The following is a 16,705-nucleotide window of genomic DNA, read 5'->3' on the forward strand; positions in this document are numbered from 1 at the left end:
ATTCACATGGTGCCTGACACCCTTTATTTTTTTATGCGGCCACATCCCGTTTTTTGAAAACAATAAACGCTAAGAATTGGAAGACCGCAAAGTAGATGAGCAGCATGATGACTGAAAATGTCATTGTCATCCCTTCGACCATGGGTGCTCCTTCGACATATTGCATTAGATTTGTGTTGGCAAACAAGATGTATTTCGCCCAGTTAAATTTCATGGACAATAGCACTGTAAATTGGGCCCCTGTGAACAGTAAAAACAGCGATAAGCCGATTGCTAAGGAGCTGTTTCGAAATACGGATGAAATCATGAATGCCATTGTCGCTAACATAATTGTATCAATCGAACTTAATCCATAATAGATCAGCAAGTGGACTACAATAGGTTGTTCGGTTACTTGGCCATTGGAATAATTTAAATATGGCACCGCATGGTCTGGCATTCCAAAAAGGATTGCACCCAGCAGCGCAGAGAAAACAAACAGAATCGCCAGCATCGACACCGCAAAAAGTAAGACGGTCAAATATTTCGACATCAAAATCTTGTTGCGATTTATCGGCCGGATTAATAATAATTTGATCGTACCCCAATTAAATTCACTCGCAACGATCCCTGCTGAAATGATAATCGTAAACAGGCCGGCTAGAATAATAAGTTGGGATGCATCTTTCACAAATGTCCAGACATTATATTTTTCATTAAAGGGGATATGATGCTTTATCCGATAGTCATTTATGGCGATTTCTTCCTTGTAATATTGCTTCTCCAGCTTGGAAGTGCTCTGTTCCATCTGCTTCTTTAGTGCTTCATTTTCTTGTTGTAATGTTTGTTCCCAATTTTTATCGAGATTGAAGTCCTTTTCTTGATATTTGTGGAAAATACCAAAGATGGATATGATAACAACAAGGATCGCAATCATTACATAGGTCCCTGGTCGTTTAAAAATTTTCATCCATTCATTTTTAATTAAATTAACCACGACTTGTCACCCCCTTGTCGGTTGTCAATTCAAGGAAGCGATCTTCTAATGTCTTCGAAACCTCTCTAATCGCAAAAACTTGAATATCTTCTAATACCAACTTTTTAATTAAAAATGGAATTTGTTCTTTTGGAAGTTCGACAGTTATTCCATTCCTCGACCGATTTGCACGAACATTTGGATAGTGAACGTCAATCAGGTTCAAGGCTTGATCCGCTGGGACTACTTCTAATTCACAGGTCATTTCCGCAGCACCGTGGACAAGTTCCTGGACAAGCTGCACATCAATTAAGCGGCCATTTTGAATAATGCCAATCCGGTCACACATCATCTCCATTTCTGAGAGAAGATGACTTGAAACAATCACAGCTAGATTCTTTTCACGAGCTAGGAGACGGACATAATCGCGGATCTCTCGGATTCCAGCAGGATCTAATCCATTTGTAGGTTCGTCCAAAATTAAGACTTGAGGGTCATGCAAGAGGCACTGAGCCAATCCTAATCTTTGCCTCATTCCCAAGGAATAGGTTTTTACCTTATCATGAATTCGGTCTGATAACCCTACAAGTTCAACAGTTTCGGCAATTTTCTCTTTGGAAATGCCCTTTGCCATTCTTGAATAGTGAATTAAATTTTGATATCCCGTCAAAAATTTATACATTTCCGGGTTCTCTACAATCGCACCGATATGTCGAACAGCGTTTTCGAAATTATTTTTGATACTTGCACCGCCAACCTCGATGTCCCCTGATGTGATTGCCATTAACCCGACAATCATTCGGATCGTTGTTGTTTTACCAGCGCCATTCGGGCCTAAGAAACCAAAGACCTCTCCTTTGTTTACTTGAAAGCTAATGTTATCTATAATAGTTCGACCTTTAATGACTTTCGTTACATTTTTCAACTCGACAATAGTCTCCAAATTCTCTCTCCTCTCTTTATATCCTCATATAGTTTATCTTATTGTAGAAAAATTTGCCTCCTTATAATTGCTTATTTAGATTGGTTTGGTCACGCAGAGCCTTCTTTCCTTACCATAGAAAAAAATAGAAAACCCCAAACCAAATAGGTTCAGGGCCCAAAAAAACGCTTATTTCTCATCCGATACACGTTGTATTTTGATGCTGCTTAATAATTGTCGCACGACATAGCTTGCCATGATCAGCCCTGCAGCAGATGGAACAAAGGCATTAGATGCTGGGGGCATTTGCGCTTTGCGGATCGGTGCATTTTCATTTCCTACTTCTTTTTTGATATCTTCTCGAATCACTATCGGACTTTCGTCGGAAAATACAACCGGAATACCTTTGTGGATTCTTTCCTTACGCAGTTTTGTACGGATAACTTTCGCAATCGGATCCGTATGGGTCTTTGAAATATCAGCAATTTTAAAACGGGTTGGGTCCATTTTATTGGCTGCCCCCATACTCGAAATGATTGGAATATTTCTTTTTAAGCATTCCTTCATTAAATGGATTTTATAAACAATCGTATCTGATGCATCAACGACAAAATCCAAATTGTGGCTAAAGATCTGTTCATATGTTTCTTCTGTATAAAACATTTTTAAGGAAATGACTTCGCAGTCTGGATTAATATCTCTAATCCGTTCTTCCATAATCTCAACTTTCGGTCTTCCAACAGTGGAAAGTAAGGCGATCAACTGGCGATTGATATTGGTAATATCCACATCGTCTTTATCTATTAAAATTAACCGGCCAACTCCAGAACGAGCCAATGCTTCGGCAGCAAAGGAACCTACACCGCCGATACCTAAAACAGCGACCGTACTATTTTTCATAATTTCAAGGCCTTCTTTACCAATGGCCAGTTCGTTACGTGAAAATTGATGCAGCATGATGTTCACTCCAATTTATTAAATTCGTTAAGTTTCTTTTTCCCGATTAAAAATATATCATACACTCCATCAAAAACAAGTATCTTGATAGGAATAATAAAGTCCATAGCAAAATAAAACCTCCTGTATTGGCCAGGAGGTTGATAATATGCAAATAGAAAAGAGTCCCAATTATGCCGTCACTCTTAATTCCTTAGTTTTGATCCCGCACTCAGCAGGTGGGTGTCCTGTTCCCAAAATTGTAAGTCCCCTTACCCGTAATAGGGTGAGGCATTTACGCAATCAGGAAACTCTGGACTCCCGTATAAATAATGTTCGGTCAAAACTTCAGGCAACGTAACGTACATTTCAGGACTCTTCTTTGTTGCTTTTATGATAGCATATTAAAAAACAGGATTCAAGGCTTCATGAAAGCGAATTCTTGCTATTTTTTAACATTTAGTGACAAATATAATTCCTTCAATTGGGCCTCAGAAACTTCACCCGGAGCGTCCGTTAACAAGCAGCTGGCGCTTGCAGTCTTAGGAAATGCAATGGTATCCCTTAGATTTGTGCTTCCAGCAAGCAGCATAACCAATCGGTCTAATCCAAGCGCGATACCGCCGTGTGGTGGTGTTCCATATTCAAACGCATTTAATAAGAAACCGAATTGTTCATTGGCCTGTTCAGGTGTAAACCCAAGAATGTTAAACATTTTTTCTTGGATCGGACGTTCAAAAATACGGAGTGAACCGCCGCCAAGTTCATAGCCATTTAAAACAATATCATAGGCTTGTGCTCGCACTTTGGAAGGATCAGAATCTAAATATTCAAGGTCTTCCCTAAATGGCATTGTAAACGGATGGTGGGCAGCGTAATAACGGCCTTCTTCTTCATCGTACTCAAGGAGCGGCCAGTCAGTGACCCACAAGAAGTTGAACAAGCTTGGATCAATTAAATTTAAATCTTTCGCTAGCTTCTGACGAAGGGCACCTAATGCATCAGCGACAACTTTTTTCTTATCAGCAACAAACAGGAGTAAATCTCCGTCCGTCGCTTCAAGTGTAGCTTTAAGTGCTTGCGCGTCCTCTTCAGAGAAGAATTTAGCAATTGGTCCCTTTAGACCTTCTGAATCGACTTTAAGCCACGCAAGTCCCTTTGCTCCATATACAGCAACGAAATCTGTTAAGGCATCAATGTCTTTACGTGAGTAGTTGTCAGCAGCCCCCATCACATTGATGGCTTTTACTTGACCGCCATTTGCCACTGCTGATGCAAATACTTTAAAGCCTGAGTCCTTGACGATTTCTGAAAGATCGACAAGTTCTAAACCAAAACGAGTATCAGGTTTATCAGAGCCAAAGCGACTCATTGCTTCATCATAAGTCATCCGTGGAAAAGTGGCAGGGAGATCAACACCCTTAACTTCTTTCATTAACTTGGTCATCATTTTTTCCATCATGCCCATGATATCTTCTTGGCTTAAAAAGCTTGTTTCAATATCAATTTGGGTAAATTCAGGCTGACGGTCTGCACGTAAGTCCTCATCGCGGAAACAACGGGCAATTTGGTAATAGCGTTCAATTCCCCCCACCATAAGCAACTGTTTAAACAGCTGTGGTGATTGTGGTAAAGCATAGAACTCTCCAGGATGGACACGGCTTGGCACTAAATAATCACGTGCTCCCTCAGGAGTACTTTTTGTTAAAATAGGTGTTTCAATATCTAGGAAGCCTTCACTATCAAGGAAATCCCTGATTTGCTTGGTCACTTGATGACGCATTTTTAAGGTTTCAAAAATAACCGGACGACGGAAATCAAGGTAGCGGTATTTTAAGCGGACATCTTCGGACGCATCTGTTTTATCCGAAATCATAAATGGCGGTGTCTTTGCCTCATTAATGATTGTTACTTCTTCCGCCTGCACTTCAATCTTACCAGTTTTCAAATTATCATTAATGGTCGCTGCATCACGTGCAACAACTGAACCAACAATATCTAAAACGAATTCATTACGGATTTTTTCAGCAATTTGCAACGCTTCTTTGGATAAATCAGGATTAAAAACTACCTGAACTACCCCTGACCGGTCACGGAGATCAATAAAAATTAATCCGCCAAGGTCACGTCTTTTTTGAACCCAGCCTTTCAAGGTTACCTTTTCACCAACTGCTGACTCTGGAACTTCCCCACAAAAATATGATCTGCCAAACATAATTATCCTCCTCTTAATCCTGCAACTCTTGAAATTGTTTAATAAAAGTTGCTAAATCAATTTCTACTTGCTCACCTGTAGCCATATTTTTTACATTGATTTTATTATTTTTGATTTCTTCATCGCCTAAGACAGCTACAAACTTAGCTTTTAGACGATCCGCTGATTTAAATTGAGCTTTAATTTTTCGATCCAAATAATCTCTTTCTGCTGAAAAACCTGCTCTTCGCAACTGCTGTAACAATCCAACAGTGTAATCCTTTGCTTCCTCCCCGAGTGAGGCTAGGTAACAATCAATGCCTTCGTTGACCTCAAGCTCGATCCCTTCTGCATTTAGGGCGGCAATAAATCGTTCAATACTTAAAGCAAAGCCGATACCCGGCGTTTCAGGGCCGCCAATTTCTTCTGCTAAACCGTTATAACGGCCGCCGCCACATAAAGTGGTAATCGCACCAAATCCTTCGGCGTTACTCATAATTTCGAATGCCGTGTGGTTATAATAATCCAGTCCACGGACTAAGTTAGCATCGACCTCAAAAGGAATATCCAATTGCGTTAAATATTTTTGTAATTTTTCAAAATAAGCTTTTGAAAAATCATTTAGGAATTCAAGGATCGATGGTGCTGTTTTCATCAATTCATGCTCACGGTCCTGCTTGCAATCTAAGATTCGAAGTGGATTTTTTTCAAGACGATTTTGACAGTCATGACAAAACTCACCGATTCTTGGTTTAAAGTGATTTACAAGTGCTTCGCGGTGTGCATTTCGACTTTCCTTATCACCAAGACTATTAATTATCAACTTCAGCTTTTTTAAGCCCATTTCTTTATACAGGTTCATTGCCAGTGAAATGACTTCTGCATCAATGGCAGGATCGTTACTGCCTAATGCTTCAATTCCAAATTGAACAAACTGACGAAATCTTCCTGCCTGTGGTCGTTCATATCTGAACATTGGTCCCATATAATACAGCTTCACCGGCTGATTTGGCAGTCCAAACATTTTTTTCTCTACATAAGAGCGGACAACCGCTGCAGTACCTTCAGGTCGGAGTGTGAGACTACGTTTACCGCGGTCTTCAAATGTGTACATTTCCTTCTGGACAATATCCGTGCTGTCGCCAACGCCTCTTGAAAAAAGATCGGTGTGTTCGAATATTGGGGTGCGAATCTCTTTATATTGATATTTCTCACAAAGCTCACGGGCTTTTGTTTCAATCAGTTGCCACTTTTCTACCTCACCAGGTAAAATGTCTTGCGTCCCCCGAGGAATGTTTATGGACATAGTGGAAAACCTCCTTATATTTTTCTTATGTAAGTAGACGGACACTTCCGCTTATTTCTATACAAACAAAAAACTCCCATCCCTTGTATGAATACAAGGGACGAGAGTTAGATTTATCCCGCGGTGCCACCCTAGTTGAAGGCATAAATATCATGCACTTCCTCTTTAACAGTTAACGCCTGCTACGTTCTTCTCCTACTAGAGGTAACCCTTTTTCAGAGAGAAGCCTACGGAGTGTTCATTCATTAAGTTCCATGTAGAAATGCTTTCAGCCCAGGACATTTCCTCTCTTTTCATGAGTTTGCTTAATTACTCTGCTCCATCATTGGTGTATCACAATATGTCATTTTATTTATTTAATATTACGGAGCATCGCTGGTATTGTCAATAGCCATTTAAGATCTTTCTAAATGTTTTTTTAACTTTCTGACATCACCAATCGTAATTCCAAATTCTGATGCAAGTTCAAACGAGGTTGCATGCTGTTCCTTTTGAATAAAATCATGAAAATCAACACCGAAAAGTCGTCCATCCATTGATTGGATGTTCATTCCTTTTTCACTCGCTCTCATTCCTAATCACCTCTGTCTTTTCTTCGATACTGATATTATCTCCACCAATAGTGAAAAACTTGCATAATGGGGATGGATTTCTCAAATTATTGGACAATTTTAGTAATTCAGGAATGATTTTCAGCATTTAATACGCTAAAATAAAATAAAAAGAAAAGGAGGCTGCTATGGTCAAAAAGTATAGTTTATTGCTATTATCTATTATTCTTATTTTTGGAGCTTTCATGCCTCATGGAAAAAGTGTGGCAGCAACAGAGTCCATTACTATTTCCACCGACTTTGTCAATGTTCGTGGCGGTCCAGGACTTAGCTATCCCCTGATAGAAAAAGTTTATCGAGACGAGAAATATCCGATTGTGAAAGAACAAGGCGACTGGATTGAAATTCAATTAGCATCAGGGCAAACGGGATGGCTAGTTAATTGGCTCGTCACGAAAGAAACAAATTCAAATAATATGGGTGCCCATCCTAATTCTGAACCCACAGATAATACAGGCATTGTTAATGGAGATACCTTAAATATGCGTACGGAACCATCTGCAACCAGCCCTGTTATTGGGAAACTAACTTATGGGACAAGCGTATCCATTTATGCGAAACAAGATAATTGGTTGGAGGTTGGCTTTTCTAATCTTAGAGGATGGGTTAGTTCTGAGTTTATTGACAGCCAATCAACAAGTGTCTCTTCAGGTCCTACTCAAAAAAGTAAGTTCACAGGAACGGTAACAGCTAACAGTCTTAGTGTCCGCTCGAGTGCTTCATTAAATTCAACCCTTATTGGGTCAGTAACCATGGGCCAAAGTTTTACAATACTAGAGGAAAACAATAGTTGGGCAAAAATAGAATATAAGTCTGGTAGTTTTGGATGGGTAGCCGGATGGTTTCTTGAGAAAGATGCCATGAAGTCCCAAGCTAGACAAGCCGTGAAGGAAAGTATTATTACGATCATATATAGCGGGACGAATATCCGAAATAGACCAGATGTCCAATCAGATGTTGTCGAACGCGCCAATCAAGGCGATACTTATACCGTTAAAAGCATCATTAACGACTGGTATGAAATTATCCTAAATAACGGAAAAACAGGTTATATTGCCGGCTGGCTTGTTTCCACTAACGGGACCAATCCACAGATTGTAAAGCCAGGAGCCGAAGAATATCTAAAGAATAAAACGATTGTCCTTGATCCAGGGCATGGAGGTACTGATAAAGGGGCAACAGGAGCTAGTGGCACGTATGAAAAAGATCTTACCCTTCTTACAGCGCAGCGTTTGTCAGATAAATTAATAGCGGCAGGAGCTAATGTCTACGTAACGAGAACAAATGATTCTTACTTACAACTAGCCTCACGAGTAAATATGGCACGTAACTACAATGCGGATGCCTTTATTAGCCTTCATTACGACAGCAATATAGACCCAAGTGTTCGTGGTATGACGGGCTATTATTATCATTCATATCAACAATCTCTCGCTGAATCCATTTTCGCTTCAACAATTGGGCAAACGAAAATGCAAAGTCGAGGGGTGCGTTTTGGAGATTTCCATGTGATTCGTGAAAATAGTCAAAAAGCCGTTTTAATGGAGCTTGGCTATTTAAGCAATCCGGCAGAAGAAATGATCATAAAATCTAGTGGATTCCAAGAAAATGCCGCTTCAGGTCTGTATGATGGGTTAGCCCGATATTTTAAGGAAAATCCATAAAAAAAGGCTTAGCACTTAAATTAAGTGCCAAGCCTTTTTTATGCTTTACTGTCAACAATCAGCGTCACGGGACCATCATTGATTAGTTCGACATCCATCATTGCACCGAATATGCCGGTTTCAACACGGATACCTTTTTCCCGGAGCAAGCTATTAAAAACCTCATAAAGTTCAACGGCTTGATCTGGGCGTGCCGCATCCATGAAGTTAGGCCTTCTACCCTTTCTGCAATCACCGTAAAGGGTAAATTGCGATACAGAAAGAATTTCACCACCAACATCCACTAATGACAGATTCATCTTTCCATCTTCATCTTCAAAAATACGGAGATTGGCAATTTTATCAGCTAGATATACGGCATCCTCATGTTTGTCTGCATGGGTAACACCCACTAGTAAGACTAGCCCTTTTGTTATTTGACCCTTTACTTCCCCTGCAACGGTTACGCTGGCACCTTTACTTCGTTGAACAACTACACGCATTTTTGAAACTCCTTAATTCATCATTCGACGTACTGAATATATATCTGGGATCTGTTTAATGCGATCGACCACCTTTTGCAAGTGAGCCACATTATGGATCGCAATCGACATGTTAATCGTCGCCATTTTATTTCGATCAGTTTTTCCAGAAACGGCAGAGATATTTGTTTTCGTTTCGTTTACCGCTTGTAGTACCTCATTCAGAAGCCCTCTTCGGTCATATCCGCTAATTTCTATGTCAACATTATATTCTTTCCGGTCATTTAAAGAAGATTCCCACTCGACCGGGATTAACCTTGACTGAGCATCATTCGAGTCGATATTCGTGCAGTCCGAACGATGAACAGATACTCCGCGGCCCTTGGTAATAAAACCAACTATTTCATCGCCTGGCACCGGGTTGCAGCATCTAGATAATCGAATTAATAAATTATCGATGCCAGATACACGGACACCGGATTCACGTTTTTTCGTTGCTGGAAATGTTTTTAAATCTGTTATTGCATTAGTAATATTCGAGCTCTGTTCTTGATCTCTCTTTTTACGCCATTTCTCGGTGAGACGGTTTGCCACCTGTAAGGCTGTTACACCATTGTACCCAACCGCTGCATACATATCCTCTTCATTGGAAAAATTAAACTTTTCGGCAACCTTTTTCAGATTGTCTGTGGTTAATATTTCTTTAATATCAAATTCCATATTACGAATTTCTTTTTCAACCAACTCTTTGCCTTTATCTACATTTTCATCACGGCGCTGCTTCTTAAAGAAGGCCCGAATTTTGTTTTTCGCTTGCGATGTTTGTGCAAGCTTCAACCAATCCTGGCTTGGACCGTATGAATGTTTCGATGTCAGGATTTCAATAATATCACCAGTTTTAAGTCGATAGTCAAGGGTAACCATTTTGCCATTCACTTTTGCACCTATCGTCTTATTGCCAATTTCAGAGTGGATACGATAAGCAAAATCAATAGGAACAGAACCAGATGGCAACTCGATCACATCGCCTTTCGGCGTAAAAACAAACACCATATCGGAAAATAAGTCGATTTTCAAGGACTCCATAAACTCTTCCGCATTGGCAGTATCATTTTGAAACTCAAGGATTTCTCTAAACCAAGTTAATTTTTGTTCGAAAGAAGTGCTTTCGTTGATCGCTTCTTTGCCCTCTTTATACGCCCAGTGAGCAGCAACCCCGAATTCTGCAATTCGATGCATTTCATTTGTTCGAATTTGCACCTCGAGAGGGTCTCCCTTTGGTCCGATTACTGTGGTATGCAAGGATTGATACATGTTCGGCTTCGGCATCGCAATATAATCCTTAAAACGACCAGGCATTGGTTTCCAGCAAGTGTGAATAATCCCTAAGACAGCATAGCAATCTTTAATACTATTTACGACAATACGTACAGCTAGTAAATCATAAATTTCACTGAATTGCTTATTTTGCAAAGCCATTTTTCGGTAAATACTGTAAATATGCTTAGGGCGTCCAGAAAGCTCTGCTTTAATGGCCACTTCTCCCATACGGTTCTTTACTTCTTCAATAACATCCTCTAAATATTGCTCGCGTTCGGCTCGCTTCTTTTTCATTAAGTTTACAATTCGATAATATTGCTGCGGATTTAAATATCTTAATGCTGTATCTTCTAGTTCCCATTTAATCTTCGAGATACCAAGACGATGTGCCAAAGGTGCAAAAATTTCAAGTGTTTCGTTTGAAATCCGACGCTGCTTTTCTAAAGGAAGATGTTTAAGCGTCCGCATATTATGCAAACGGTCGGCAAGCTTTATTAGAATTACTCGGATATCCTGAGCCATTGCCACAAACATTTTTCTGTGGTTTTCTGCTTGCTGTTCCTCGTGAGATTTATATTTAATTTTCCCTAATTTTGTTACACCGTCGACAAGCATCGCCACTTCGTCATTAAAAGCTGTTTCTATATCTTTTAAGGATACATTCGTATCTTCAACAACGTCGTGAAGAAAACCAGCAGCGACCGTCGCAGGATCCATCTCCAAGTCCGCTAAAATACCTGCAACCTGGATGGGATGGATAATGTATGGCTCTCCCGATTTTCTATATTGTTCACGATGAGCATGTTTTGCGAATTCGTATGCATTTTTTACCAATTCAACATGTTCCTCATTTAAGTAGTTCCGAGTCTTGTCGATGACTTGGTCGGCTGTCAACACTAAATCATTCGCCATGAAATCACCTTTATTTTCGTCTCATTTTATTTATATAAATGTCATTCGCTAAAAATTGTTCTTTAATTTGAATGATTGTTACTATTATCGAAAAAAAAAGCCAAGATGTAAAGGGATTGAGAAGTTTTTTTTATTATATAAAGAGAGCACTCGCCTCTCGAGTGCCCTCATCAATGGTTTAGTAATGCATTAATGTTAAAACATCATAACCATCAAGTTTTTGTCTACCTTCTAAATAGCTTAACTCAACTAAGAAAGCGATACCTGCAACTACTCCGCCAAGCTGCTCCACTAATTGAATAGTTGCATCAATGGTTCCACCAGTAGCTAACAAATCATCTGTGATAAGGACTCGTTGCCCTGGTTGAATCGCATCTTTATGGATTGTTAGAATATCTTTTCCATATTCAAGTCCATACCCCACTTTAATGGTTTCCCTTGGAAGCTTTCCTTCTTTACGGACTGGGGCAAAACCAATTCCTAGGGCATAAGCCACAGGACAGCCAATAATGAAACCGCGAGCTTCTGGTCCAACGATAAGATCAATTTGACGCTCTTTGGCGTAAGCAACGATTTGGTCTGTTGCATATTTATATGCTGCACCATCATTCATTAAAGGAGTAATATCTTTAAATTTAATTCCTTCTTTTGGCCAGTCAGGTACAATTGTAATAAATTCCTTTAAGTCCATTCTGTAATTGCCTCCTCGATTTCAACCGACTCTTGAATTACTTGATCGAACCAGCCTTTTAATTCCTGAAAGGACGAAAACAATAACTCTCTTTCAAGTTCATATTGTGCTTGTTTTATTTGGTAGGTTCTAGAGTCTGATAAGTCACGCTTTTGCGCACTAGTTTTTAAAGTGATAAATCCATTGTTTATTGTAACAAAATCCAGGTCAGAAAACACCTTTGACATAAAGTTTATGGTTTCCTGTGACCAACCGCGGTGTTTAGCAAGTTCATCACCATCACGTTTCAGATCAATTGGCCCTTTTTTTAAGAGAAAAGCATAAAACCATTTAAAATGATCACGGGTCGGAACCGTGCTAAAGAAATCACTAGATTCTTTATAAAAATAAGCATAAATCCTCGCCGGCTGTTGCCCCTGAAATAAAACCTGGAGAATCTCTTTTGATGATGGAAAATCAACAAGAACAATATTTGACTTGCTCCCATTGAAGGCTTTTGCCTCTTCGATATCTTGAATTAAAATCGTCTCAGCCATCAAACTCGGATTAATTTTTTCTAGGTGTTCTTTGTTGAAAATAATAAATTTCCTGTTTTCTACAGGGACTGTATGAGAGAGACTATTGATTCGCTTCTGTCCTCGATAGTCAAATAATTGCCATGACTCTACGGCAATATCATGGATAAAAATTTGTGGTTTTCGTATATTGTTCCATTCGTTAACAGATAATTCCCCAATTAACGAAATTTTTGATGCAGGTGAGATATGGTCCACCAAGTGGCCTAACCCAAAGCCAACCCCATCCAGATTCGCACCCTTCTCATTAACGAGCAGCTTTAAATGGTTTTGTTCACTGCCTATTTTTCTGATGCTTGAAATATCAACATTATTTATTAGGACCTTTGGCTTCGGGTTGTCCATGCCAAAAGGCGCTAAAAGACTCATTTCATCTAATGCTGATAAATTGACATGTTCAAGTTGAATTTCCTCATCAAGGAATGTCACTGGAATAAAATCTTCATCGGTAAGTTGCTCTTCTGCAAGAATATTTAACCTTGCGCGAAGTTCAGCAACATTCTCTAGTTTTAAGGTCATTCCTGCAGCCATTGGGTGTCCGCCAAAGTGAGGCAGAATTTCACGACAAGTTGATAAATTCTTAAAGAGGTCAAACCCAGCAATACTGCGGGCAGAACCCTTTGCTACTCCCTTTTCTGGGTCAAAGTTTAAAACGATCACGGGCCGGTAATATTTTTCAACCAACTTTGAGGCGACAATCCCAATGACACCAGCATTCCAGCCTTCTTTGCCAATGACAAGGACTTTGTTTGTCTCAATTGGGAAGTTTTTTTCAACCTCTTCCATCGCCTCCGTCGTAATCGAATTAACAATCGACTGTCTTGACTTATTAAGAGCATCCATTTCCGCCGCCAAGTTCTCTGCTTCGATTGGATCATCTGTTAAGATTAGCTGAACAGCAAGGTCAGCATCTTCTAAACGACCCACGGCATTAATCCTTGGTGCGATTGTAAAACCAATCGTTTCTTCATTTATTGACAGGGGATCAACCCCAGCCAGCTTTAATATGGCTTTAAGGCCAATATTTTTAGTTGTTTTTAAATTTTCTAGTCCTTTTTTGGCGATCAGACGATTCTCATCTTTTAAGGAGACTAAATCAGCAATCGTTCCGATCACAGCAATTTCTAACAAATGCTCTGGTACTTCTCCGTAGAGAGCATGGGCTAATTTAAAGGCTACACCTACTCCAGCCAACTCACGAAACGGATAGGTACTCTCCGGGAGCTTTGGATGAATAATAGCAAGTGCCGTTGGTAATACCGGCCCTGGCTCATGGTGATCTGTAATTATTAGATCGATTCCAAGCTCTTTGGCAATGTTTGCCTCATGGACAGCTGATATTCCAGTATCCACAGTTATAATTAAATTTATTCCGTTTTCCGCTGCCTGACGGAAGGCATTCTCATTCGGACCATATCCTTCATTGAAGCGGTTAGGGATATAAAATTGTACATTGGCACCAAGTTCACGTAGCGTAATCATTAATACGGACGTACTGCTTACTCCATCAGCATCATAATCACCGAAAATGAGAATCCGCTCTTGCTGTTTAATGGCTTGATGAATTCTATTAACTGCAATATCCATCCCTTTTAAAAGAAAAGGATCGTGGAACTCTTCCTTTCCAAATAAAAAATACCGTGCAGACTCAACGGTATCAAAGCCACGGTTGACAAGCAGTGAAGCGACAAGAGGCGTAATATTTAATTCAGTTTTTAGGTTTTTGATAAGTTGCTCATCGGATTTACGAACAATCCATCTTGTTTTGGAACTTAACATGTGTATATTCACCCCTCAGACCTTCTTATTATACAGGAGTGTAGAACAGGATTCAATAAAAGAAAAACCGCAGAAGATCTGCGGTTTCTTTCGAAAAATTATACTTGTGGTTGGTCTGAGTACTTTTTCTTTTCCTTAACGGTTCGAATAACACCCTTCTTTTTCAGCTCTTTACCTTTCAACACAACCCAAAGGGTAGAAGCGATAAAGATAGAAGAATATACCCCAACAAGCAACCCGACAAGTAAGGCGATCGAGAAGTTACGAATCGATTCACTACCAAATAAAAGCAGTGAAATGACTGTGATTAATACTGTAAAAACTGTGTTCACAGAACGAGTCAATGTTTGACGAATACTCACATTGGCAATGTCAACAATATCTTGGAACGTTTTTATACGCTTTTTCTTATGCATGTTCTCACGCATCCGGTCAAAGGTTACGATTGTATCGTTTATCGAATAACCAACAATCGTTAATACAGCAGCGATAAACGTTAAATCGACTTCAAGTCTTGTGATGCTGAAAAAGGCAACCATGAAAAACGCATCATGCAGTAAGGAAACGATAGCTGCAATCGCCATGTATAATTCAAATCGAATACTTACATAGATAATTATCCCGATCGAGGCAATGATTAGGGAAATCACCGCATTCTTAGCCAGTTCCTTTCCAATCGTTGGAGAAACCGTGCTAACATTCGGCTCTGCACCAAATTCCTTTTTAAAATCAGATTTTAATGAAGCTACCTCATCTTTATTTAATACACCAATAAGACGAGCTGCACCAATTTCTTTTTTATCACCGGAGATAACAATATCATCTGTTTCTAAATTATGTTTCTCAAAAGCACTTTGAATTCTTTCCGTTGTCAACGGAGTGTTAGATAAAACCTCTACCCGTGTTCCACTTGAAAAATCAATCGACAAATTCAAACGGAAAATAATCAGTATGACTAAACCTACGGCAATTAGCACTCCAGAAATCATAAAATATTTGTTTCTTGGCTTAATGAAATCAATCTTATCAAAACGAGTTGGAAGATCGAGTGTATCATAATTTTGGGAGATATCCTTAATTTTAGACGGGTTGACCCCAAACCAGCTTGGTTTCTTGTTAAATAAACCACTATGAACCCAAAAACCTAACAATAGACGAGATCCGTAAACCGCTGTTAAGAAGCTCATGAGTATACTTACTATTAACATTGTCGCAAAGCCTTTAACCGTGCTTGTCCCGTAAAAGAAAAGCACACCAGCAGTTAGAATCGTGGTTAAATTCGAGTCTAGAATGGATGTAAAGGCATTTTTCTCACCAGCCTGGAAGGCTGATTTAATGGACTTACCAACCTTTAGTTCTTCCTTGATCCGCTCATAAGTGATGATGTTCGCATCAACGGCCATACCGACACCGAGTATAATCGCAGCGATACCTGGCAGTGTCAAGACTCCATTCATCCAATCGAAAATTAATAAGACGAGATAAATATAAATCGATAACGTAACCGTAGCAATGAAGCCTGGAAAACGATAATAGAAAATCATAAATAGATAAATAATGATAACGCCAATAATACCAGCGAAGATTGTTTCATTTAATGCTTGTTCCCCGAATTTTGCTCCAACTGAAGTAGAATACACTTCTTTTAGCTTAACTGGCAGGGAACCAGCATTTAAAAGTGACGACAAGGTTTGCGCTTCTTCAGCAGTGAAACTACCAACAATCGAGACTGTATTTTGATTAAATATTTGTTTTACGGTTGGAGCTGATAAATATTTGGGGTTCTCTTTTTTTACTTCCTCTTTAAAAGAGTCTTTTCCTTCTTCAAAATCAAGCCAAATAACAAGAACATTATTTGGTGCCATATTCATAATTTGTTCCGATACCTTACGGAATTTATCAGCACTCTTTAGTGTTAATGAAACGCTTGGAGCTCCATTTTCATCAAAGGTCTGCTTAGCACCGCCTTGTTTTAAGTCAGAACCATCCATCATCAATTTGTCATTAGCATCTCGGAAGGTTAGATTTGCCTGGGTAGACAAAATCTCACGTGCTTCATTTTGGTCTTTAACACCTGCAAGCTGAACGCGAATCCTGTTTTTCCCTTCAATTTGAATACTCGGTTCACTGACACCAAGGACATTAATACGTCTGTCAAGTGCCTCAGCCGTGCTGGCCATGACTTCTTTGTCAATTTTTTGGCCTTTTTTAGCAGGTTTAACATCGTACAAGACCTCAAATCCACCTTGCAGGTCTAGCCCGAGCTTAATATTGTTTAAAATGTTCTTGGTGGTTGCTCCCATTGTGCTCCCGATAATTAGAACCAAAAGAAAGAAAGCAACGATTCTACTGCGCTTTACCATTATGTATTGTTCCTCC

Annotated in this window: 12 protein-coding genes, 1 other RNA gene and 1 other annotated feature; of the genes, 1 reads left to right on the forward strand and 12 read right to left on the reverse strand. The window is 39.5% G+C overall.

Annotated features, from left to right (window positions below; all coding sequences use genetic code 11):
- Nucleotides 1-31 precede the first annotated feature (31 nt).
- From ACJ004_RS18645 to ACJ004_RS18675, 7 genes are all read right to left on the reverse strand, one after another.
- Nucleotides 32-976, reverse strand: a complete 945-nt coding sequence (locus tag ACJ004_RS18645) for an ABC transporter permease (RefSeq protein WP_410894649.1) — start codon at nt 974-976, stop codon at nt 32-34.
- Nucleotides 969-1,898: an ABC transporter ATP-binding protein gene (locus ACJ004_RS18650; RefSeq protein WP_410894650.1), complete on the reverse strand. Its 930-nt coding sequence runs from the start codon at nt 1,896-1,898 to the stop codon at nt 969-971. Before ACJ004_RS18650 ends, ACJ004_RS18645 begins: the two co-directional genes overlap by 8 nt.
- A 168-nt stretch (nt 1,899-2,066) precedes the next feature.
- The gene (locus ACJ004_RS18655) at nt 2,067-2,834 is read right to left on the reverse strand and encodes a tRNA threonylcarbamoyladenosine dehydratase (protein WP_335496630.1); all 768 of its coding nucleotides are present in this window, start codon (nt 2,832-2,834) and stop codon (nt 2,067-2,069) included.
- 160 nt (nt 2,835-2,994) lie between these two features.
- Nucleotides 2,995-3,192, reverse strand: a non-coding RNA gene (gene ssrS, locus ACJ004_RS18660) — 6S RNA.
- A 66-nt stretch (nt 3,193-3,258) separates the two neighbouring features.
- Nucleotides 3,259-5,028: an aspartate--tRNA ligase gene (aspS, locus tag ACJ004_RS18665; RefSeq protein ID WP_410894651.1), complete on the reverse strand. Its 1,770-nt coding sequence runs from the start codon at nt 5,026-5,028 to the stop codon at nt 3,259-3,261.
- Nucleotides 5,029-5,041: 13 nt separating this feature from the next.
- On the reverse strand, nt 5,042-6,313 hold the full coding sequence (gene hisS / locus ACJ004_RS18670; RefSeq protein ID WP_410894652.1) for a histidine--tRNA ligase: 1,272 nt from the start codon (nt 6,311-6,313) through the stop codon (nt 5,042-5,044).
- Between the two features lie 93 nt (nt 6,314-6,406).
- Nucleotides 6,407-6,648 (reverse strand) — a binding site (T-box leader).
- Between the two features lie 60 nt (nt 6,649-6,708).
- Nucleotides 6,709-6,885 carry a hypothetical protein gene (locus tag ACJ004_RS18675; protein WP_283875240.1) on the reverse strand — a complete coding sequence of 59 codons (177 nt, stop codon included), beginning with the start codon at nt 6,883-6,885 and terminating at the stop codon, nt 6,709-6,711.
- A 167-nt stretch (nt 6,886-7,052) separates the two neighbouring features.
- On the opposite strand from ACJ004_RS18675, the gene ACJ004_RS18680 reads away from it, so the two are divergent.
- On the forward strand, nt 7,053-8,588 hold the full coding sequence (locus ACJ004_RS18680) for an N-acetylmuramoyl-L-alanine amidase family protein (RefSeq protein ID WP_410894653.1): 1,536 nt from the start codon (nt 7,053-7,055) through the stop codon (nt 8,586-8,588).
- Between the two features lie 38 nt (nt 8,589-8,626).
- Here ACJ004_RS18680 and dtd read toward each other — a convergent pair whose 3' ends face one another.
- From dtd to secDF, 5 genes are all read right to left on the reverse strand, one after another.
- Nucleotides 8,627-9,070 carry a D-aminoacyl-tRNA deacylase gene (gene dtd / locus ACJ004_RS18685; RefSeq protein ID WP_410894654.1) on the reverse strand — a complete coding sequence of 148 codons (444 nt, stop codon included), beginning with the start codon at nt 9,068-9,070 and terminating at the stop codon, nt 8,627-8,629.
- Nucleotides 9,071-9,082: 12 nt separating this feature from the next.
- Nucleotides 9,083-11,281, reverse strand: a complete 2,199-nt coding sequence (locus ACJ004_RS18690; protein ID WP_410894655.1) for a RelA/SpoT family protein — start codon at nt 11,279-11,281, stop codon at nt 9,083-9,085.
- A gap of 178 nt (nt 11,282-11,459) precedes the next feature.
- On the reverse strand, nt 11,460-11,972 hold the full coding sequence (locus tag ACJ004_RS18695) for an adenine phosphoribosyltransferase (RefSeq protein WP_410894656.1): 513 nt from the start codon (nt 11,970-11,972) through the stop codon (nt 11,460-11,462).
- On the reverse strand, nt 11,963-14,326 hold the full coding sequence (recJ, locus tag ACJ004_RS18700; RefSeq protein ID WP_410894657.1) for a single-stranded-DNA-specific exonuclease RecJ: 2,364 nt from the start codon (nt 14,324-14,326) through the stop codon (nt 11,963-11,965). Before recJ ends, ACJ004_RS18695 begins: the two co-directional genes overlap by 10 nt.
- Nucleotides 14,327-14,424: 98 nt before the next feature.
- The gene (gene secDF, locus ACJ004_RS18705; RefSeq protein WP_410894658.1) at nt 14,425-16,689 is read right to left on the reverse strand and encodes a protein translocase subunit SecDF; all 2,265 of its coding nucleotides are present in this window, start codon (nt 16,687-16,689) and stop codon (nt 14,425-14,427) included.
- Nucleotides 16,690-16,705: the final 16 nt, after the last annotated feature.

Origin of the sequence: Neobacillus sp. 204, assembly GCF_046562815.1 — a bacterium.
Classification (GTDB): domain Bacteria; phylum Bacillota; class Bacilli; order Bacillales; family Cytobacillaceae; genus Neobacillus.